We start from the raw sequence: 18590 nt of genomic DNA on the forward strand, positions 1-18590 counted from the left end.
GCTGTACCAAAGACGTTAGAAAAAATAGGTATACCATTATAGGAATTTATTTAGGAAAAGGGGGCCTCTATGTATGGGATTAGATACTTTTGTATCTTGCAACTGTTTTATCGAGGGTAAAGCAACAAAACTTCCCGTTCTGAGGGAATAAGCCATGAAGATGATGAGAGATATTTTTATTGTCAAAGCTCACCCGTAAAAAAGCGCCTGTAATTTACAGACGCTTTTGCTTTTCACTCAATTCTAAAATTAGAACTGATACACTAACCCTAAGCCAAGGACATTATCGGTATTGACTTTGTAATGGTCGGTAAAATCATTATCATTTAATAAATTGATTTTATAGTCGATGACAGCACTTAGATTTTTATTGAAATCATATGCAGATCCGACAGCGATATAATTTACTAGTTCTTTATCACCAAAGCTGCCCAAGTTTTTACCTTTGGAATAGTTATAGCCAATTGATGGGGTTAAACCGAAGTCAAAAGAATACAAAGCAACCACTTCAAGGTTCTGAGTTTTATTTGCTACTGACTCCATATTATCATTACCAAAACGGCTCATATTAAGCGTTTGGCCATACATGACTGCGAGATACAGGTCTTCGTATTCAAATTTTCCCCCGACGTTCCAAGCTTCAGCGCGTTTACCAGTCGCACTGCTAGTTGTGGCATCTTTTTGTTTTGGTGTACGGGAAGATGAGGAATAACCACCGCCAAGGGAAATACCATAACCTAATTCATAAGCTGTAGATAAACCAAAACCATCTCCGTTATCGGTTAATTCATCACCGGATGACAGGTTTTGTTCGCCATTTTTACCCTGATATTGTAGTGCAAAGCTTAAACCATCAATGTAACCAAAGGCATTATTATTGCGATAAGTGAGTAAATTGCGGTTACGGCTTAGCATGTAGTTATCTTCTTGATCCATCGTATCCGCTCCCCAGAGAGGTAATACGTCTGTCCAAGCATTGGTATCATAAATAACACCATAATTGCGGCCATAATCAAGGGAGCCGTAATCTGCAAATTTTAAGCCTGCATAAGCTAAACGATTGCTATTTTCTTCAGTTGATTCTGATTGGTTAGTTTTAGTTTCCCATTCAAAACGCCCAAAGCCAATGAGCTGGTCGGTGATTTGTGTGTCACCTTTTAGCCCCAATCTGACACGTGAGTCATCACCATCTTCGCCACTACGGCTTTTAGCAATATGATGGCGAACATCGATTTGCCCATACACATCAAGCTTATTACCATCTTTATTGTACATTTCAGCGGAGTTAGCAACATTAGTAGTAAGTAGTGTTGGAATAATGAGTGCGAGTAATTTGTACTTCATAATATAGCCTTATGGATTGAGTGATATTTAGCAACCGGTCCTAATTGATAGTTATTATCATTTAAGCATTTTAATTCGCCAAATAAAAAATGTAACAAAATTAAATATTAGTGAAATATTATGGCTAACTTATTAAATAATAAAAATAATTTAATTTATGGTGATTTCAACCAAATGTTTTATTTTTAGAAAATTAAAATCAATATGATGTAAGAGCTATGTTTATACTTAAGTGGTTTTTTATGCATAAAATATGAATTATTACTTGTTTGAAGTGCTAAGGTTGGTATTATTTGAATACCGATATATATTTTTTTTTATATAACTCAGAAACATCAAAATGATTTTGGTAAAAATCATTAGAAATAAGGAATGACACGTGGCTTTTCGTTTGAAGTATCTGGCATTACTCCCTTTATTCGTTGCTGCGACAGCTTGCCAGCAACCAAATAATATAAAAACACCAGTAGAAACCTATGCATCACAAAGCCAACCTGCGGTGGTTAATAACGCATGGATTGAAATATCTCGCGGTGCATTGGATTTTAATATCAAAAAAGTACAAAACCTATTAGGGGATAACTCTTCTCTGTGCGCAGTTTTGAAAGGGGATGCATATGGGCATGACCTTTCTTTAGTTACACCAATAATGATTGAAAATAACGTGCAATGTATTGGGGTAACAAATAATCAAGAGCTTAAAACTGTGAGAGACTTAGGCTTTAAAGGTCGCTTAATGCGAGTGAGAAGTGCGACAGAGCAAGAAATGGCTCAAGCAACACAATATGAGACGGAAGAGTTAATCGGTAATTTAGAAATGGCGCAGCGCTTGAATGCGATTGCGAAAAAGCAAAATAAAGTGATCCCTATCCATCTAGCACTGAACTCGGCAGGTATGTCCCGTAATGGGCTAGACGTCAGTAATGTCTCTGGCTTAGATGAAGCAAAACAGATTGCGGCGTTATCACAATTAAAAATTGTGGGCATTATGTCTCATTATCCAGAAGAGGATGAAGCTCAGATCCGTAAAGACCTTGCGAAATTCAAAAAAGAGTCTCAACAAGTATTGGATGTTACAGGGTTAAAACGTGAAGACATTACATTACATGTGGCGAATACTTATGCAACCATTACTGTACCAGAATCATGGTTGGATATGGTACGTGTAGGCGGCATTTTCTATGGTGATACCGTTGCGACTAATGATTATAAACGTGTAATGACGCTGAAATCGAGTATTGCTTCTGTCAATCATTACCCGAAAGGTAATACGGTAGGTTATGACAGAACCTATATCTTAAAGCGTGACTCAGTATTGGCAAATATTCCTGTCGGTTATGCGGATGGCTATCGCCGTGTATTTAGCAATGCAGGACATGCATTGATTAATGGTCAGACAGTTCCTGTTCTAGGAAAAACATCAATGAATACGGTTATGGTTGATGTTACTGATTTAAAAAACGTTAGCCCAGGAGATGAGGTTGTATTTTTTGGTAAACAAGGCAATGCTGAAATTACTGCCGAAGAGGTTGAAGATATCAGTGGTGCATTATTTACTGAAATGTCGATCTTATGGGGAGCGACCAATAAACGTATCTTAGTTGACTAAACTGATTTTTAACTCAGTATGTTTTAACCCGCAATGAACGCGGGTTTTTTTATCCTAAAAGCCTCTTCGGATTTTATCCAATATATCGCAATATGTTGATAAAATGCTGTTTAGCTCAATGACTATCGAAACTTTTAGGCTGATATGTTAGGTTGATAGAGTCTTTTTTGAGCGGATTGACTCAGAAGGGAAATAAAAGAATTAGAAGGATATCATTTATGTATCAAGTTGATTTACATGCTCATACCATTGCCAGCACCCATGCATATAGCACTGTTAATGAATATTTTGCTGAAGCAGCTAGTCGTGGTGTCAAACTCTTTGCAATTACCGACCACGGGCCTGAAATGCAAGATGCTCCACATGAGTGGCATTTTGGTAATATGCCTATCTTACCCAGAATTGTGGATGGTGTCGGTTTATTGTACGGTATTGAGGCGAATATAAAGAACAAGTTGGGTGAGACAGACTGCAATGAAAAGATCTCTCGCCATTTAGATATTATTTTAGCGGGTTTCCATGAACCAGTTCTTGAGCCTCAAAGTTTAGCTGATAATACAGAGGCCATGATTGCCACGATCCGAAGCGGCAAAGTACAAATAATTACTCACCCAGGTAACCCTAAATACCCTATTGATATCAAAGCAGTAGCACAAGCCGCTAAAGAGTGTAATGTTGCTTTGGAAATGAATAATTCCTCATTTTTGCATTCAAGAGCGGGCAGCCAAAAAAATTGCTTAGAAATTGCTAAGGCAGTTAAAGAGGCTGGCGGGTGGGTAGCATTAGGTTCAGACTCCCATTTTGCGGGGTATCTCGGCCGTTTTGATCGCGTGGTTGAAATGTTGGAATCAATTGATTTTCCGCAATCGCAAATTTTAAATGTTTCCCCTCGCCGTGTATTGGACTTTTTAGAGTCCCATGGACGTAAGCCTATCCCTGAATTTGCTGATTTTTAACTGTTATATAAAACTGTAGTCACAGGTACTGTTGATCACAAATATAGTCAGTCTTGAATAGAAATAAAGCCACTAAATAGGTTAGTGGCTTTTATCTCCAGCTATACTGAAAGTTATAATTCAATTTCCATTCGAATACAATTTAACTCGGCTTGTGCAAGAGAAGAGTAATAGCTACCATTTTTAATCGAAATAAATCCATGTTTCTGATAAAAGCGTTCCGCATTCGGTGATGAATCTAATACTAATTTTTTAATGTTTCTCTTTTTGGCTTCAGCTTTAATGGCATCTAATATTAAGCCAGCAGCTCCGCAGCCAGTGTATTGTGGTAGAGTAAATATTGCTTCAACACTGTCAGCCTCTAAATTAAGATAGCCAGTTGCAATGGGGTCATCATTCTTATTTACCGCGACAAAGAATGGGTTATTCTTCACAATACATATATAACTTACTGGCATTTCATCAGGTGTCCAGGCACTGATCGTTTTTGCATCAAAACTCGTTGTGCATCCATGTCGAATGGCTTGGTTACGTATAGACCAAAGATGTTCTGCTTCATCGGCTGTTGCTAACCTAATTTTCATCATGAGACACATCGCTAATGTTTTTTTGATTACTTTTATAGAACAAAAAATACAGTTAAAAAGCAAGATATATAACAGAAAGAAAACTAATTTGAATATGGTATACTCACCCTTATTTTTAAATCAGTGACTTTTATGAATTATCAATGCCCCCTTTGCTTTACACCGCTAAACTTGATGCATAACAGCTATCGCTGCGCAGAAAACCACCAATTCGATTGTGCGAAAGAAGGTTACGTTAATTTGTTGCCGGTGCAACATAAACGATCTAAAGACCCCGGTGATAATGCTGAAATGATGCAAGCGCGTAGGCAATTTCTCGATGCAGGGCATTACCACCCGATGCGTGAAAAGGTGGCAGAAAAAATTATTCAGTTTATTCCATCATCTAATACTAGTTTGTTAGACATAGGGTGTGGGGAAGGGTATTACACAGACTATTTCTCTCGAGAACTAGAAAAATATTTTGAAAAATATACAGTTTTAGGCCTAGATGTTTCGAAAGCAGCGATTCGTTATGCGGCGAAGCGGTATAAATCCGTTCGTTTTTGCGTCGGTACAAGTCATCGCTTGCCATTCTCAAATAACAGCTTAGGTGGAGTTGTCCGAATTTACGCGCCCTGCAAAGCACAAGAATTAAGTCGTGTATTAGTTTCTAAAGGTATGTTAATTACCGTTACGCCTGCGGCAGAGCATCTGCAAGAATTAAAAGCGTTAATTTACGATGAGGTTAAGTTACATCCAACCAAAGACGAAGATTTACCCAATCTTTCGCTAATAGATAGTTGCCAATTAAATTATAAAATGGCATTGACAGGGCAAGAAGCTTATGAATTGTTGATGATGACCCCATTTGCTTGGCGTGCATCAGAACAGGTCAAAGAGAATTTGCAACAAGCTGAAGTGAAAGAGTATACGGCTGATTTTTTAATTCGTGTTTATCAATCTGATGCAGAGTAAGGTTATTGCCCCCATATAAGGGGGCACAAAAACTAATGGGCGTACATAAATAACTCAAGATGCTCAAATAAAATATTAAAACCAATACCTATTAGTACCAACCCACCAATAATTTCTGCTTTTTTTCCGAGTAATGGGCCAACATAGCGGCCAATCATCATACCGATAGTTGCCATAATCATCGTCATTAAGCCGATAGTCATGGCAGTATGAACAATATCTACTTGTAAGAAAGCTAAACCGAGACCAATAGCCATTGCATCAAGGCTGGTGGCTATCGCAGAAAAAATAAGGTTTGTTGAGCTATGACTAGTGGGTTTAGAACAGCATTCTTCATCTTTTGTTTTAATGCTCTGCCAGATCATTCTAGCACCTAAAACAAACAATAAACCAAATGCAATCCAGTGATCCCAGCGGATAACATATTGACTAGCTAAGATCCCGATCCCCCAACCAATAATGGGGGTTATGGCTTCAATAAAACCAAAAATAAAACCGGTACGGAGGATTTCTCTAAAGCGGGGTTTATGAAGTACTGCACCTTTACAAATAGCGACAGCGAAGGCATCCATTGACAGGGCAAGGGCTAAGATAAGGGTAGCATAGAAACTCATAATAGAACCTCGGTTGGGTGATTCCATATACACATAAATTACCCCCAACCAAAAGGCTTATTTATGTGTCTATGGTCTTGCCAACCGAACTTTGGTGTCCGCACCACGTTTGAAACCAAACGAGTATGTTGATACGGACTTTCTGGTATTATATATAAAACCAGAACAGGCTACTCCCCAATGACGTGGAAAGAAAGATACCATATTTTATATTAAAGGCAACACTTAATTAATTGTGGATATTAAATGTTAGTGAGAATTATTATCAACAAGGTTATTGGTAAAAATAGGGTTAATTAAATTGATAATTAACCCTATTTTTAATGCCAATATAAAAAGCGCTTACTTATGATTAATGAGGAATTCATAAATTCGTTGTAAATCATCAAGATGTGATACTTGAATATTAATTTTCTTTTTTTCTAAACCTATTATTAATACACCGTCTTCGGATAAATTCATTGTTTTTATTCTGTCATACAAAATAAATGCATTAGCAAAATAAAAACCAGTTTGTTTGAAGAATAGCTTAGGTGTTCTTATAAATGCCAAATAGATTGACATAAAAATAGTAATCAATAATAAGTAAGTGGTTAATAAATTACCATGACGTACAATATTTGTATAAATAACGATACAAATTAGAACAATAAAAATAATAGCATCAGCTCGATGTTTTCTTTTTAGATTAATTTTTAATAAGGTTTTACCCTTTAGCAAATGCTGAATGAATTCATCATAAATTGCATAAACAAGCATGATCAAAATGATTATAGCAAGAATGGCATCATTGAAGGTCATTTGTGAGCCCTTGGATAAGTAGACATAATGCAGAGCTTAAAATTAAAAAAGGGAGGCTGCAACCTCCCAATTCAAATAATGATGGAAAATTATGGCGCTAAGAAGTTCAGCCAAGCACCTAGGATACCCAAGCCAAAGAAGCCGATAATAATCCACAACGCGTTAACTTTACGACGTAACAACCACATACAGGCGAAAGTCAGCAATAGAGGCACTAAGCCTGGCATGAGTTGATCAAGGATCATTTGAACGGTGGTAATATCTTCAGTACCCGTTGTAGGGTTTTTGATCCGTGACACTTCAAGTGGAATATTGACATGTGTCCATTTGTTTACCAAAGCCCCCATAACAAATAAACCAAGGATTGATGCTCCTTCGGTTAGTTTTTGTAGGAAACCACCACCAATGTCTTGAACAATATCAATCCCTTTTTTGTAGCCGTATGACACACCATAGTAAAGGGTTAATAAACGTACAAGGTTAAACAAAACAAAGAACAGGAGAGGGCCAAGTAAGCTACCTGTCATTGCGATACCTGCACCGAGAGCCGCAAATACAGGGCGAACAGTTCCCCAGAAAATTGGGTCACCCACACCGGCTAATGGCCCCATTAGACCAACTTTGATACCATTTATTGCACCGTCATCAATGTCAGCACCATTGGCACGCTGCTCTTCCATTGCCATTGTGACACCCAGAACAGGCGCTGCAACATACGGGTGAGTATTGAAGAATTCAAGATGGCGCTTAATGGCTTGTTTTCTATCATCATTATTTTCTGGGTAAAGACGACGAATAACTGGAACCATTGAGTAGCAGAAGCCTAGGGCTTGCATACGTTCAAAGTTCCAAGAACCTTGCAACAGGTTAGACCGTAAGAATACGCCGCGAATATCGCTTTGTGTAAGCTTTTTAGCTGTCGGTTTTGTGATATCTACCATTATACGTTCCTCCTAGTCTAACTCATTATCAAGGTTGTTATTACTACTATTCCCTTGGGTAACAACAGTTTGTGATTTATTGTATTTTGGACTGAGTTGGATATACAAAATAGCCATAACAGTACCGATCACCCCAAGTGCAACTAGGTTGAAGTCAGTAAATGCTGCGGTAACAAAGCCTAAGTAGAAGAATGGCATTAAGTAGCCTGCACGCATCATATTGATGACCATCGCATAACCGACAACGACAATCATACCACCCGCAATATTAAGGCCGTCGGTAACAACTTGTGGGATAGAATCCAACATTTGTTGTACTTCTGATGTACCAACAGAAATGGCGACAATTAACGCAGGTATTGCGATACGCATCGCTTGCAGTAATAAAGCTGAAATATGGATAAAGCCAATAGCAGTTAGATTACCATTGAGGGCGGCTTTATCAGCAGCATGTTGGAATGCAACCGTTACAGTACGAACAATAATGGTTAATACCTGTCCTGCTGCTGCGAGTGGGATGGCGATGGCAATACCTGCACCAATGCTTTGCCCACCAGCAATAACGAGAATCGTTGAAATGATGGATGCTAAAGCGGCATCTGGTGCAACGGCAGCACCGATATTCATCCACCCAAGTGCGATCATTTCTAATGTACCACCGATGATGATACCTGTTTTCATATCTCCCAGAACGATACCTATAAGCGTACAGGCAATGAGAGGACGGTGAAATTGGAATTCATCAAGGATTGATCCCATCCCCGCGATACACGCGACGATGAAGACCATTACTATTTGAACAACGGTAAGTTCCATTGTTTAATCTCCTGTAACCAAAAGTTTTAAAATCTGTTTTGAGTAATGGATTAAAATTAATATAAAAATTATTTTTTGAGCTTATTGATCAAGTCCATCATATAAACTTTGCTATCTGATGAGACTTTCCTAACTTCAAGTTCAATATTTTTGTCGTTCAAATAATTAAATGCATCAATGTCTTCTTGGTTGATAGATACGGCATTTGTGACCATGGTTTTGCCATCATGGTATGCCATACCACCAATATTAACGGACTTAATATCAACACCTTCTTCGACGATACGTTTAACATCAGTTGGATTAGTGAAAAGCAACATAACGCGCTCACCAGCGTATTTCGGGTTATTGTAGACGCGAATACATTTAGCCACATCGACAACATGCGCGGTGACACCGGGTGGTGCGACTTGCTTCAGCAATGTTGAACGAACTTGGTCTTTAGCTACGTCATCACTGACTACGATAATGCGCTTAACTTGGGTTTCTTTCGTCCAGCGTGTTGCGACTTGTCCGTGAATTAAGCGGTCATCAACACGAGCAAGTGCGATCACCATATGTCCACCGGGGCCGGCTTTCACTGGTGCTGGGGCGGGGGTGCTTGATGCGACAGGAGTCGGTTCTACTTCTGTTTCAGCTTCTTTGAATTTAAATGAACGAACACCACCGCGACCCGTTTCGAGTGCAACAGAGATAAGTTCATTCATTGATGGGTCATCATCACGGCACATGAAGGTTTCAACTAACATTGGAACATTCACACCAGTGATAATGTCATAATTATCATGCTCATTAACAATGCGACTAGCCGCGTTAAATGGACTGCCTCCCCATGTATCAACAAGGAATAAGACACCCTTTGATGTATCTAAATCAGTTAGCTTTTGGGTGTACTTATCAAATAGGGTGTCTGCGTTTTCCCCAGGGATAAAGTCAATAAACGACACATTATCTTGTTCGCCTATTAACATTTCGGTTGTTCGAAGAAGCTGCTCTGCAGCGACTCCGTGTGTACCAATCATAATAGCTATACTCACTATTTTTCCCTCATAGATAGATAAAACAAAACATTATCTGTCGATAAAATGGACACTTAAGTTAGGCGCCTTTTTATCAGTTTCCCCTGTATAATAATTTTAGCTGAATAATTACAAACATCTCATAATATTCATTAACTAGCTCATGGTGTTGTTAGTATCAATTACATTATTAGCATATCATCTTGCATTATCCTAAAAACTTGTTTCGCGTCAGAAAAATAAGAATATACCTAAAAATTGATATTGAATTGCATTTTGCTGCTGTTTATTTCAATTCAATAAAATTAATAATCTGAGTATTTTGTTTTTGTTAGTTTCTTGCTGTGTTATCGGTAACAAAAAAAGCAAATAAAATAGTGCGATATTGATTTTTAGAGTAAAAAACAACCAAATTTCAGTGGTGATTAGCTATCTCTTGTTCAGCTCAAAACAATCTTTAGCACAAAATAGTATTAATTTCGTTTTGATGTAATTTGTTGAATATAAGAAAACTGAGTTAATTCAATGGAAAAATTATGGGTAATTGATTAGGTGAATTGGATCATTTAGGAAGATAAAGGTGACTAAAGAATAACAAAAACTTTTTAATGCATATTAAAAAAGCACCCTCAAAATACTGTTTAAAGCGATAACAGAATAGAAAAGGGTGCTTAAGGCTTAAATTAATTGAGAATAAAATTAGTCACATTGTACTTTGATGGCTAACCCGCCTCGGGATGTCTCACGATATTTCGCATTCATGTCTTTCCCTGTTTCGTACATAGTTTCAATGACTTTATCGAGTGAAACCCGCGGCTCACTTGTTCTGCGTAGGGCCATACGTGTGGCATTCACCGCTTTAACGGATGCGATGGCATTACGCTCAATACACGGAACTTGCACTTGGCCTGCGACAGGGTCACAAGTTAAACCTAAATTGTGCTCCATACCGATTTCTGCAGCAATACACACTTGCTCAGGGCTGCCACCAAATAATTCGGCCAGACCAGCTGCGGCCATAGAACATGCCACACCGACTTCACCTTGGCAGCCTACTTCAGCACCTGAAATGGACGCATTCATTTTGTATAAAATACCAATAGCGCCTGAAGCTAAGAAATAGCGCATATATAACTCTGGCGTTACAGGTTCAATGCAATGATTATAATAAGCTAATACCGCTGGTACGATGCCGCAGGCACCGTTAGTTGGGGCAGTTACGACACGGCCGCCAGCTGCATTTTCCTCATTCACGGCTAAGGCATACATATTGATCAGATCAACCACATTCATCGGGTCATTAGATAGCTTACTTGATGAAGTGACCATTCGATTAAGTGCCGGCGCACGACGGGGCACACGCAAAGGGCCCGGCAACACACCTTCGGTGTTTAAACCACGCTCAATACAGGCCTGCATCGTCTGCCATACATCAGCGAAATAGGCTTCAATCTCTTCTTTGGTGTGAAGGTCTAACTCATTTTTCATCATTAAGCTAGAAATTGAAAGACCTGATTTTTTACAATTTAGTAGCAGCTCTTCCGCAGAGTTAAATGGATAAGAGACCGGTTTACTATCAAGCGCTGACTCGCCAAAATGCTCTGCATCTACAATGAAACCACCACCAATGGAATAATAGGTTTTGGTGTAAATTTCATCATTACCTGCAAAAGCATGGATTGTCATGCCATTTTCATGCAATGGCAGGTTGTCTTGACGAAAATTCATGCCACCTTCATTAGGGAAGTCTACGACCTGAAGACCATTCGCTAATGATAACTTTTCTGTTTCTTCTACATTTTTGATAAAAGTTGGGATGGATTCAATGTCGACAGTGGCAGGTAAATTACCTGCTAGCCCCATAATAATGGCAATATCAGTATGGTGCCCTTTTCCAGTAAGCGATAATGACCCATAAACATCCACTGAAATACGAGTGACATTAGGTAATAGATTTTTGCTTACTAAATCATCGACAAATTCTTTCCCAGCCTTCATTGGACCAACGGTATGAGAGCTTGAAGGGCCTATGCCCACTTTAAACATGTCGAAAACGCTTATCACGCAGGACTCCTTAAAAAAAAGATGAAAATGTAGTGCATTATTTTAAAAGGCGCTACTTTACTGTTATTTAGTAGTGTTAACCAGTAAGTTTAAAGTATTTTTTGAAATAAGGTAGTTGCTGAAGGGTAATTGATTGTAAATAGCACAAAATGTCTGTGATGTGCTCAAAAAAGCAACAGGTGGTAGAGGTATATTTTGTCATATATGACGTCATATCTTGTTATCTTAAATAGATTTTACTGCAATACTGGCATCGTATGGTGAAAAGTTGTGTTAAGCGTTAATCCAATTGCAAAGCAAGTTGGTGAATAATAGAGGCGGTTAGTCCCCACACTAAATGGCCATTATACCAATAAAAAAAGATGCGATTATGTCGCCCTGAACGCTTAATATCGACATACTTATGACGTTGTAATGAAAGCGCATCAAATAAGGGAACTTCAAAGATAGCGGCGACTTCACTCGGGTTGGCTTGGTATTGAATGTTATTTGGCACTAAGCCAACGATTGGCGTGACTTCATAGCCACCGTAACTTTGTAAGGGGCTTAACTGACCCAGTACTGTGACTTTTTCAGGGGGGATGGCCACTTCTTCATAAGCTTCACGCAAGGCGGTATTGACGAGCGTGCCATCTTCTGGGTCACTAGCGCCTCCCGGAAAGGCGACTTGGCCTGCATGGGAGCGTAAAAAAGGAGAGCGTTGCGTGAGAAGTAGCGTCGGATTTGGTTTATTGATAATAGGTAAAAGAACAGCCGCCGATTTACCCGCCTTGCGTTCAGACTGGCGGGTAGCCGGTAAAGTAAACTGAAAACGACTGATAAAGTTATTCAGTTCAGTCATCGGTATTGAGCGCTCCTAATAACGGTAAGATCAGGCTTAATTTATCAAAAGTTTCTTGATACTCTTTGTCTGCTTGGCTATCTGCAACGATACCGCCGCCAGCCCAGCAATAAACCTGCTTTTTATACGTCAGTAAAGTACGGATAGTGATATTGCTATCCATATTACCACTGAAACTAATATAGCCGATTGCGCCACAATAGCCATGTCGACGATGGGGTTCTAACTCTTCGATAATTTCCATTGCACGTACTTTAGGTGCTCCGGTTATTGAACCGCCAGGAAAGCATGCACGTAACAAATCAGTTGCACGGTATGGGCTCTCGAGTTTTGCCGTGACGGTACTGACTAAGTGATGCACTGCAGGAAAAGCTTCAACAGCGAATAATTCAGGAACACTGACCGTGCCTGGTTTTGCAACGCGGCCAATATCATTACGTAGTAGGTCGACAATCATCAAGTTTTCTGCGCGGTCTTTTACTGAGTTCGCCAGTTTTTCTGCTTGTGCAAGGTCATCTTGTTCATTATCTAGGCGAGGTAGCGTACCTTTTATTGGGCGGGTTTGAATATTCCCATCTTGTAAACTGATAAAACGCTCAGGCGAAATACTGATAATTGCATTTTCTGGGAGGCGTATAAATGAAGAAAAAGGAGCTCCATTACGCTCAAGTAGCGCTAAAAATGCATTCCATTCATCGCCCTTATATTTGGCCTTGAATCTTTGCGCTAAGTTGATTTGATAGCAATCACCATTATGTAAATAGTCATGGATATGGGCAATATTATGATGATATGCCTCTTCTGACATATTTGATTGCCATGAGGTCGTTAATTGGAATTTGTTTTTACGGGGCTTCTTTTGGGCTTGTAGCCAAGCAAGCCGAGCTTCAACATCATCATAACTAATGAGTGTGGTGGTTTTATCATGATGGTCAACAATGAGTGCCCACAAGTAGATGCCAACTGCCATATCTGGAAATTGCAATTCTGTTGTTGCAATTTCAGGTAATTTTTCAATGCGTCGACCTAAATCGTAACTCCAAAGACCGAGGGCTCCGCCATTGAAGGGACATTCAGTCTCTTCCTGATGTTTCGGTTGGTATTTATCAAGCAATCCTTGAAGAAGTTCAAAAGGATCTGATTCAGAAACGATAGGAGCCTGATTTGGCTCTGAGATGGTTGTTTCAAGCTGATAAGTCGTCAGTGTTGCAATGGGGTCAGCAACAATAATGTCATACCTATTATGGGCGTGTTTTGCATTACCTGAATGCAGTAACATCGCCCATGGCTGGTGTGCCAGAGGGGTAAAATAATCAATGGCTGTGTTTGGGCTATAAGGTAATTGGATTTTTTTGATAACCATAATGATGAGTCTAAATTTCCGCAAGTGAATCAATACAGATTAACATATATTCTTATCTTAATAGTCGAAGAGATGTTAAAATCTTAATCATTGATTTTAGTCTTTTATACATGAGGTTTAAACCATGTTTTCTGGTATGCCAGCACTTAATCACCAAGAACAGCAAGAAGCAGTTGAAAAAATTCATCAATTGATGGCGGAAGGGATGAGTAGTGGTGAGGCAATTGCATTAGTCGCTCAAGAAATTAGAGAAAAGCACCAAGGTAAAGAGCAGATCCATGTTCGTTTTGATGATGAAAATTAATAATCCGTAAACATACTATTAACATCCATACATAAACCTGATAGATTAATATTAGTTAAGTCATTCTATTTATCAATGAAGACTAGGTAATAACCAGAAGATAACTGGTATCTAATAGGCTGAAATAAGCCGCTAAACTAATCAAAAGTCTTTACCTATTAATAGGTATCGGAGGATGGTATGGAAGCGAATCAAAAAATTGCTGTAGTTTTAGGTGCTTGTGCGCTGGTTTTTAGCTCTTTTGCGTTAAGCGCAAATAGTGAAGAAGGTAAAGCTGCACCTTTCGTCAGTTGTGGTACGTTAACTGAGCCACAAATTGCAGCACAAGTGAAAAGCGATTTTATGCATAATCGTTTACCTCGCTGGACGGATGAAAAAGCGGCTTTAGGCAAGAAAGCGGTTGCATGGGTCAATGATAGTGAAGTCACTAAAACCGAAACAGGTTACAGGGTACCGCTAGTTGTTCGTGGTGCAAAATCTGACTTACATTATTCAGTTGCGGTAGACTGCCAAAATAACACCGTGACATATAATACGACGAAATAAATTTTTTAATCTTGAGAATCAAGGGGTAACCATTCAGGTTATCCCTTTTTTGCATCATTTTTTGTGTGTTCTTGGGGCTAGCGATTTCGCGGCTCATAAGGCATACGTGCAAAATTCTGTGATAGCTGGCGGTAGTATACTAGTCGCTCCCTGAAGTATTCTCTTAAATGTTCAGGTTGTTCTCGCTCAACAGCTTCAGCGATGATGGCAATATTATAGCGCTCTTTAAATGCAACACCGGAAGCCAAAAGGTCGACATTGACCTTATCCATTTCATCTTTAGGCAATAAAGCAAGATTGTGACTCATATTTGATCTCTACGGTTAAATTTATCCCTTATTATTGTAACTGGATAATGAGAAAAAATCTCAATACATTAATTGGAATAATGAAAAATAAGGGTTAAATTTATCCATTTATATATTTAGTTATTAAGAAAAAACAGGAAAAGATAATGAGATTGATTATTATTGTTTTTAACAAAAGTTATTAATTATCAGTAAATTGGATTTTTTTGTTTTAAGATTGTTTTAGGGTTTTAATTATTGTAATACTGTGCATAATATACTCATCAATGATTAACCGATAAGGCATAAATATGTTAACTACAGATATGGTCAAAAAATTAAACGAACAATTAAACCTTGAATTTTACTCTGCAAACCTTTATTTGCAAATGAGTGCTTGGTGTAGTGACAAAGGCTATGAAGGCGCTGCTGCGTTCTTAAAAGCACACTCTCAAGAAGAAATGGAACATATGCAGCGTTTATTTGATTATCTTAGTGACACAGGTGCATTGCCACTGTTAGGGCAAATTGCAGCGCCACCAGTTGATTTCAAATCAATTAGCGATGTATTCAACCAAACGTACGAACATGAGCAATTAATCACCCGTGAAATTAATAAATTGGCTCATTTAGCAATGACAACACAAGATTATTCTACATTTAACTTCTTACAATGGTATGTTGCAGAGCAACATGAAGAAGAGAAATTATTTAAATCAGTTCTGGATAAACTGGATATGGTGGGTGAGTCTGGTAAAGCACTCTTCTTGCTAGATAAAGACTTAAAAAACCTGTCAGCAGCAACACATGTTTAATCGAAACACCAGTAAATAGAAACATCGTTTTTATTTCAACTTGATATAAAGCTCCCTAGACTTATGGACATGAATACGGTAATTCAATGTTCATAAGTCTTTTTCTTTTCATTTTGTGTGAAAACTCACAGGATAGGGCGATAAAACCCATTTTTAAGCGGTAAAATGGTTTGTTTTCCGTATAATGATTGGCAATTATTCTAAATTCACCTGCAAATTAAGAGGTTACTATGCCAATTAACCCTATTAAATCTTCATGGCGCAAACTCAGCGCAGTTGCCGTTCTTTTTTTAGGAATGTCTTTCCAGCAAGCATTTGCACATGCGCATTTAAAAGACCAGCTTCCTGCTGAAGGTACAGCAGTAGAACAAGCGCCAGAGTCTATCTCATTAAGCTTTTCTGAAGGTATCGAAGTTAATTTCACTAAAATCAGTATTATTGGGCCTGAAAATAAAATTGTGAAAACGGGTAAAGCAATATTAGACCCAAGTAACGATACAAAAGTGATCGTTCCTGTTGAAGACAAGCTCATTGCTGGGAAATATGATGTTAATTGGAGCGTTGTTTCTGTCGATGGACACAAAACAAAAGGAACGTATAGCTTTACAGTGAAATAATATGTCACTAGAAGCTTTTTACACACTTATTCGCTTTGTTCATTTTATCGCTGCAATATTGATGTGCGGAATGTCAATATTTGCAGTGGTGCTTAGTCGCGGGTCATTTAATTATTTACTAAGCCGCTATCTGAATAAAGGCATTTTCTTCTGCGCCATCGTTACAGTGTTAACGGCCTTTAGCTGGATGCTTGCGCAAGCAGGTTTGATGGGTGATGGTTGGGAAGATAGTATCGACTGGGAGATATGGCAAGGGGTATTAGGGACGTCATTTGGTCAAATATGGCGTTGGGAACTTTTGTCATCCGTTTCATTACTTTTGGTTTTATTTGTAAAACCTATCAAATTACGATTAAAGTTAATATTGCTCTTTTCGCTAATCCTACTCGGTCTGCATGCTTTTATTGGGCACGCGGCGATGCATGATGGCGCAATCGGAATGCTTCATCGTATTAATCAGTTTGTTCATCTTATTAGTTCTGCCTATTGGTTTGGTGGTTTGTGGCCTTTTTTAATTTGCATTCAATTTTTACGCAATAAAAAAGAGATGGCTGAAGGGATGGATAAACAAATTGTGAATACCATGATGCGTTTTTCGCGTTTTGGCCATATCGCCGTTGCACTGGTTATTATAACGGGGATCATCAGCGCAGTAACTCTCTTGCCAGGCTGGCCATTAAACTACTCTGGGTCAGAATACCAATCACTACTTTGGTTTAAGATCATTTTAGTGGGGGGAATGCTTTTGTTAGCTATTATCAATCGCTACTACATTGTTCCGATCATTAGGCAAAAAGGGCGGGTAAATTACCTAATCATTAACAGTTGGGTTGAGTTACTGTTAGGCACTATGGCGATCCTTTCTGTGGCGATTTTTGCAAGCTACCAACCAATCTAGCTAAACTTTTATATTTAATTGATAATATGCAACGATATCTTCAATGTTTAATAAGGTCACTACCATGAAACTTAAACTCATTATTTGCTCTCTATTATTGGGTGGAACTGTGAGTACAGCTTTTTCTGCACCGTTAACATCCGTGAGTAAAAAACAATTTGGTGCTGATTGGCCATTTACTCGTGAGGAGGTCATGTTAGAGTGCCGCCATAATGGGGCTTTGGTCGTCATTAACCCTGCCACATTAATGCAATATCCACTCAATGAAATAGCGACTGAACTGATGAATAAGAAAGAGATAAAAGCGCAGCCTATTGATGTACTACTTAAGCCTATTGATAGCGCCAAGTCAGTAGAGGAAAGAATCTTGCCGATAAAAGAAGCCGCTGAAAAATTGTGTGTGGTCAATTGAGTATATTGCCAATTAAAATTATCAGCCTATAGGAAAGTGGGGAATTAGAAAATTATCAATATTATTCAATATGTTGATTGATTGAAAGGTTTGAGTTATTGCATGCATAGGTTCAACCTATTAAACAAATAGTTCAACTTTAGAAAATTAAGAAATAAATTGTGTTAATAATATGTGAAATTATTGATAATAAACATGGTAAGAACGTGCATTGAAAGCTAGTATTAGAGTGTACTTTGTTACGTCTCAATGGCAATTTTAGCGCACGGCTCTGCCAGAGCCATTTCCCAAGGCCCGGTAATCGGAATCTACCAGGCCTCTTTTTTTGCCTATTATTTTGTTCGTTCTCATTTCATATCAGCTTATTAGTTCCTGCTCATTTATATGCTTAGCCACTCGTCTAAGCTTTAGTCACTCACCTAAGCATAGTAATAAAACGATTAAGCCAGTTTCATCACCCAATGATGATTTTCTTTGTCATAGCGATCACGGTAGAGTAAGACTGGTTTCTCATCTAAAGTTGCCGGAATACTTGTATGTTCGTCCCACCCATCAAGTTGCATGCAGAAGTCAGTATCAGAATCACATGGAATACTGACGGTATCGCTTTTGTGGGAAGCCATAATCGCATCATTAATTTCATAGGAAGATATTTTCAATTTCACAATACACATAACTGCACCTCACTTTATCCATTTTAACCATATATAATCAGCCCAACGAAGTTAAGCATAGTATAAATGGAATTAATTTCCAAAATAATTTTTATGGTGTGTGTTAGGGAAGGGTGCAATATGTG

21 protein-coding genes and 1 riboswitch are annotated in these 18590 nt (G+C 38.5%); of the genes, 9 read left to right on the forward strand and 12 right to left on the reverse strand.

What is annotated here, in order from left to right:
• Nucleotides 1-249: 249 nt before the first annotated feature.
• Nucleotides 250-1344: a porin gene (locus G6Q48_RS05215; protein ID WP_166264827.1), complete on the reverse strand. Its 1095-nt coding sequence runs from the start codon at nucleotides 1342-1344 to the stop codon at nucleotides 250-252.
• 379 nt (nucleotides 1345-1723) lie between these two features.
• Here G6Q48_RS05215 and alr point away from each other — a divergent pair, with 379 nt between their 5' ends.
• Together alr and G6Q48_RS05225 are read left to right on the forward strand one after the other, a co-directional pair.
• Nucleotides 1724-2953: an alanine racemase gene (gene alr / locus G6Q48_RS05220; protein ID WP_166264829.1), complete on the forward strand. Its 1230-nt coding sequence runs from the start codon at nucleotides 1724-1726 to the stop codon at nucleotides 2951-2953.
• A 218-nt stretch (nucleotides 2954-3171) separates the two neighbouring features.
• Complete coding sequence (locus tag G6Q48_RS05225) at nucleotides 3172-3909, forward strand: phosphatase (RefSeq protein ID WP_166264831.1); 738 nt, start codon at nucleotides 3172-3174, stop codon at nucleotides 3907-3909.
• A gap of 113 nt (nucleotides 3910-4022) precedes the next feature.
• On the opposite strand, the gene G6Q48_RS05230 is transcribed toward G6Q48_RS05225, so the two are convergent.
• The gene (locus G6Q48_RS05230) at nucleotides 4023-4493 is read right to left on the reverse strand and encodes a GNAT family N-acetyltransferase (RefSeq protein ID WP_166265033.1); all 471 of its coding nucleotides are present in this window, start codon (nucleotides 4491-4493) and stop codon (nucleotides 4023-4025) included.
• 135 nt (nucleotides 4494-4628) lie between these two features.
• Between G6Q48_RS05230 and rlmA the strand changes: the two genes are divergently transcribed.
• Nucleotides 4629-5453 (forward strand): 23S rRNA (guanine(745)-N(1))-methyltransferase, encoded by an 825-nt coding sequence (rlmA, locus tag G6Q48_RS05235; protein ID WP_102138693.1) that lies wholly within the window; start codon nucleotides 4629-4631, stop codon nucleotides 5451-5453.
• A gap of 32 nt (nucleotides 5454-5485) precedes the next feature.
• Here rlmA and mntP read toward each other — a convergent pair whose 3' ends face one another.
• The 8 genes from mntP to pabB form a co-directional block, all read right to left on the reverse strand.
• On the reverse strand, nucleotides 5486-6067 hold the full coding sequence (gene mntP, locus G6Q48_RS05240) for a manganese efflux pump MntP (RefSeq protein WP_102138692.1): 582 nt from the start codon (nucleotides 6065-6067) through the stop codon (nucleotides 5486-5488).
• Between the two features lie 46 nt (nucleotides 6068-6113).
• Nucleotides 6114-6258: riboswitch (yybP-ykoY riboswitch) on the reverse strand.
• 151 nt (nucleotides 6259-6409) lie between these two features.
• Nucleotides 6410-6868 (reverse strand): DUF986 family protein, encoded by a 459-nt coding sequence (locus G6Q48_RS05245; protein WP_004911283.1) that lies wholly within the window; start codon nucleotides 6866-6868, stop codon nucleotides 6410-6412.
• A gap of 89 nt (nucleotides 6869-6957) precedes the next feature.
• The gene (locus G6Q48_RS05250) at nucleotides 6958-7809 is read right to left on the reverse strand and encodes a PTS mannose transporter subunit IID (RefSeq protein WP_102138691.1); all 852 of its coding nucleotides are present in this window, start codon (nucleotides 7807-7809) and stop codon (nucleotides 6958-6960) included.
• 12 nt (nucleotides 7810-7821) lie between these two features.
• Nucleotides 7822-8625 (reverse strand): PTS mannose/fructose/sorbose transporter subunit IIC, encoded by an 804-nt coding sequence (locus tag G6Q48_RS05255; protein ID WP_004253851.1) that lies wholly within the window; start codon nucleotides 8623-8625, stop codon nucleotides 7822-7824.
• Between the two features lie 68 nt (nucleotides 8626-8693).
• Complete coding sequence (gene manX, locus G6Q48_RS05260; protein ID WP_207393009.1) at nucleotides 8694-9662, reverse strand: PTS mannose transporter subunit IIAB; 969 nt, start codon at nucleotides 9660-9662, stop codon at nucleotides 8694-8696.
• A gap of 681 nt (nucleotides 9663-10343) precedes the next feature.
• Nucleotides 10344-11708, reverse strand: a complete 1365-nt coding sequence (locus G6Q48_RS05265) for an L-serine ammonia-lyase (RefSeq protein WP_166264833.1) — start codon at nucleotides 11706-11708, stop codon at nucleotides 10344-10346.
• Between the two features lie 280 nt (nucleotides 11709-11988).
• Complete coding sequence (locus tag G6Q48_RS05270; RefSeq protein ID WP_102138689.1) at nucleotides 11989-12549, reverse strand: CoA pyrophosphatase; 561 nt, start codon at nucleotides 12547-12549, stop codon at nucleotides 11989-11991.
• Nucleotides 12542-13912 carry an aminodeoxychorismate synthase component 1 gene (gene pabB, locus G6Q48_RS05275; protein WP_166264837.1) on the reverse strand — a complete coding sequence of 457 codons (1371 nt, stop codon included), beginning with the start codon at nucleotides 13910-13912 and terminating at the stop codon, nucleotides 12542-12544. Before pabB ends, G6Q48_RS05270 begins: the two co-directional genes overlap by 8 nt.
• Nucleotides 13913-14036: 124 nt before the next feature.
• Here pabB and G6Q48_RS05280 point away from each other — a divergent pair, with 124 nt between their 5' ends.
• Both G6Q48_RS05280 and yebF read left to right on the forward strand, forming a co-directional pair.
• Entirely contained in the window at nucleotides 14037-14216 is a 180-nt protein-coding gene (locus G6Q48_RS05280; protein WP_004253877.1) for a YoaH family protein, read from the forward strand.
• Nucleotides 14217-14396: 180 nt separating this feature from the next.
• Nucleotides 14397-14762: a protein YebF gene (yebF, locus tag G6Q48_RS05285; protein ID WP_102138687.1), complete on the forward strand. Its 366-nt coding sequence runs from the start codon at nucleotides 14397-14399 to the stop codon at nucleotides 14760-14762.
• Nucleotides 14763-14839: 77 nt separating this feature from the next.
• On the opposite strand, the gene G6Q48_RS05290 is transcribed toward yebF, so the two are convergent.
• Nucleotides 14840-15070 carry a DNA polymerase III subunit theta gene (locus G6Q48_RS05290; protein WP_004253885.1) on the reverse strand — a complete coding sequence of 77 codons (231 nt, stop codon included), beginning with the start codon at nucleotides 15068-15070 and terminating at the stop codon, nucleotides 14840-14842.
• 290 nt (nucleotides 15071-15360) lie between these two features.
• Here G6Q48_RS05290 and ftnA point away from each other — a divergent pair, with 290 nt between their 5' ends.
• The 4 genes from ftnA to G6Q48_RS05310 all read left to right on the forward strand — a co-directional run bounded on the left by ftnA (nucleotide 15361) and on the right by G6Q48_RS05310 (nucleotide 17791).
• Complete coding sequence (gene ftnA, locus G6Q48_RS05295; protein WP_102138686.1) at nucleotides 15361-15864, forward strand: non-heme ferritin; 504 nt, start codon at nucleotides 15361-15363, stop codon at nucleotides 15862-15864.
• A 230-nt stretch (nucleotides 15865-16094) separates the two neighbouring features.
• Nucleotides 16095-16481, forward strand: coding sequence for a copper homeostasis periplasmic binding protein CopC (copC, locus tag G6Q48_RS05300; RefSeq protein ID WP_166264840.1), 387 nt, complete (start codon nucleotides 16095-16097; stop codon nucleotides 16479-16481).
• A 1-nt stretch (nucleotide 16482) separates the two neighbouring features.
• Complete coding sequence (gene copD / locus G6Q48_RS05305) at nucleotides 16483-17379, forward strand: copper homeostasis membrane protein CopD (protein WP_166264842.1); 897 nt, start codon at nucleotides 16483-16485, stop codon at nucleotides 17377-17379.
• Between the two features lie 64 nt (nucleotides 17380-17443).
• Entirely contained in the window at nucleotides 17444-17791 is a 348-nt protein-coding gene (locus G6Q48_RS05310; protein ID WP_102138683.1) for a DUF2511 domain-containing protein, read from the forward strand.
• A 440-nt stretch (nucleotides 17792-18231) separates the two neighbouring features.
• Here G6Q48_RS05310 and G6Q48_RS05320 read toward each other — a convergent pair whose 3' ends face one another.
• A complete protein-coding gene (locus G6Q48_RS05320) occupies nucleotides 18232-18465 on the reverse strand; it encodes a DUF1480 family protein (RefSeq protein WP_102138682.1) in 234 nt (77 codons plus the stop codon).
• Nucleotides 18466-18590: the final 125 nt, after the last annotated feature.

It is taken from the genome of Providencia sp. M-27, from assembly GCF_011077905.1.
GTDB lineage: Bacteria > Pseudomonadota > Gammaproteobacteria > Enterobacterales > Enterobacteriaceae > Providencia > Providencia huaxiensis.

Excerpts from the sequence above, each read along its gene's own strand:
- G6Q48_RS05215 (WP_166264827.1), bottom strand. The coding sequence starts at position 1,344 with ATGAAGTACAAATTACTCGCACTCATTATTCCAACACTACTTACTACT.
- G6Q48_RS05225 (WP_166264831.1), top strand. The coding sequence starts at position 3,172 with ATGTATCAAGTTGATTTACATGCTCATACCATTGCCAGCACCCATGCA.
- G6Q48_RS05230 (WP_166265033.1), bottom strand. The coding sequence starts at position 4,493 with ATGAAAATTAGGTTAGCAACAGCCGATGAAGCAGAACATCTTTGGTCT.
- rlmA (WP_102138693.1), top strand. The coding sequence starts at position 4,629 with ATGAATTATCAATGCCCCCTTTGCTTTACACCGCTAAACTTGATGCAT.
- mntP (WP_102138692.1), bottom strand. The coding sequence starts at position 6,067 with ATGAGTTTCTATGCTACCCTTATCTTAGCCCTTGCCCTGTCAATGGAT.
- G6Q48_RS05245 (WP_004911283.1), bottom strand. The coding sequence starts at position 6,868 with ATGACCTTCAATGATGCCATTCTTGCTATAATCATTTTGATCATGCTT.
- G6Q48_RS05250 (WP_102138691.1), bottom strand. The coding sequence starts at position 7,809 with ATGGTAGATATCACAAAACCGACAGCTAAAAAGCTTACACAAAGCGAT.
- G6Q48_RS05255 (WP_004253851.1), bottom strand. The coding sequence starts at position 8,625 with ATGGAACTTACCGTTGTTCAAATAGTAATGGTCTTCATCGTCGCGTGT.
- G6Q48_RS05270 (WP_102138689.1), bottom strand. The coding sequence starts at position 12,549 with ATGACTGAACTGAATAACTTTATCAGTCGTTTTCAGTTTACTTTACCG.
- pabB (WP_166264837.1), bottom strand. The coding sequence starts at position 13,912 with ATGGTTATCAAAAAAATCCAATTACCTTATAGCCCAAACACAGCCATT.
- G6Q48_RS05280 (WP_004253877.1), top strand. The coding sequence starts at position 14,037 with ATGTTTTCTGGTATGCCAGCACTTAATCACCAAGAACAGCAAGAAGCA.
- yebF (WP_102138687.1), top strand. The coding sequence starts at position 14,397 with ATGGAAGCGAATCAAAAAATTGCTGTAGTTTTAGGTGCTTGTGCGCTG.
- G6Q48_RS05290 (WP_004253885.1), bottom strand. The coding sequence starts at position 15,070 with ATGAGTCACAATCTTGCTTTATTGCCTAAAGATGAAATGGATAAGGTC.
- ftnA (WP_102138686.1), top strand. The coding sequence starts at position 15,361 with ATGTTAACTACAGATATGGTCAAAAAATTAAACGAACAATTAAACCTT.
- copC (WP_166264840.1), top strand. The coding sequence starts at position 16,095 with ATGCCAATTAACCCTATTAAATCTTCATGGCGCAAACTCAGCGCAGTT.
- copD (WP_166264842.1), top strand. The coding sequence starts at position 16,483 with ATGTCACTAGAAGCTTTTTACACACTTATTCGCTTTGTTCATTTTATC.
- G6Q48_RS05310 (WP_102138683.1), top strand. The coding sequence starts at position 17,444 with ATGAAACTTAAACTCATTATTTGCTCTCTATTATTGGGTGGAACTGTG.
- G6Q48_RS05320 (WP_102138682.1), bottom strand. The coding sequence starts at position 18,465 with ATGTGTATTGTGAAATTGAAAATATCTTCCTATGAAATTAATGATGCG.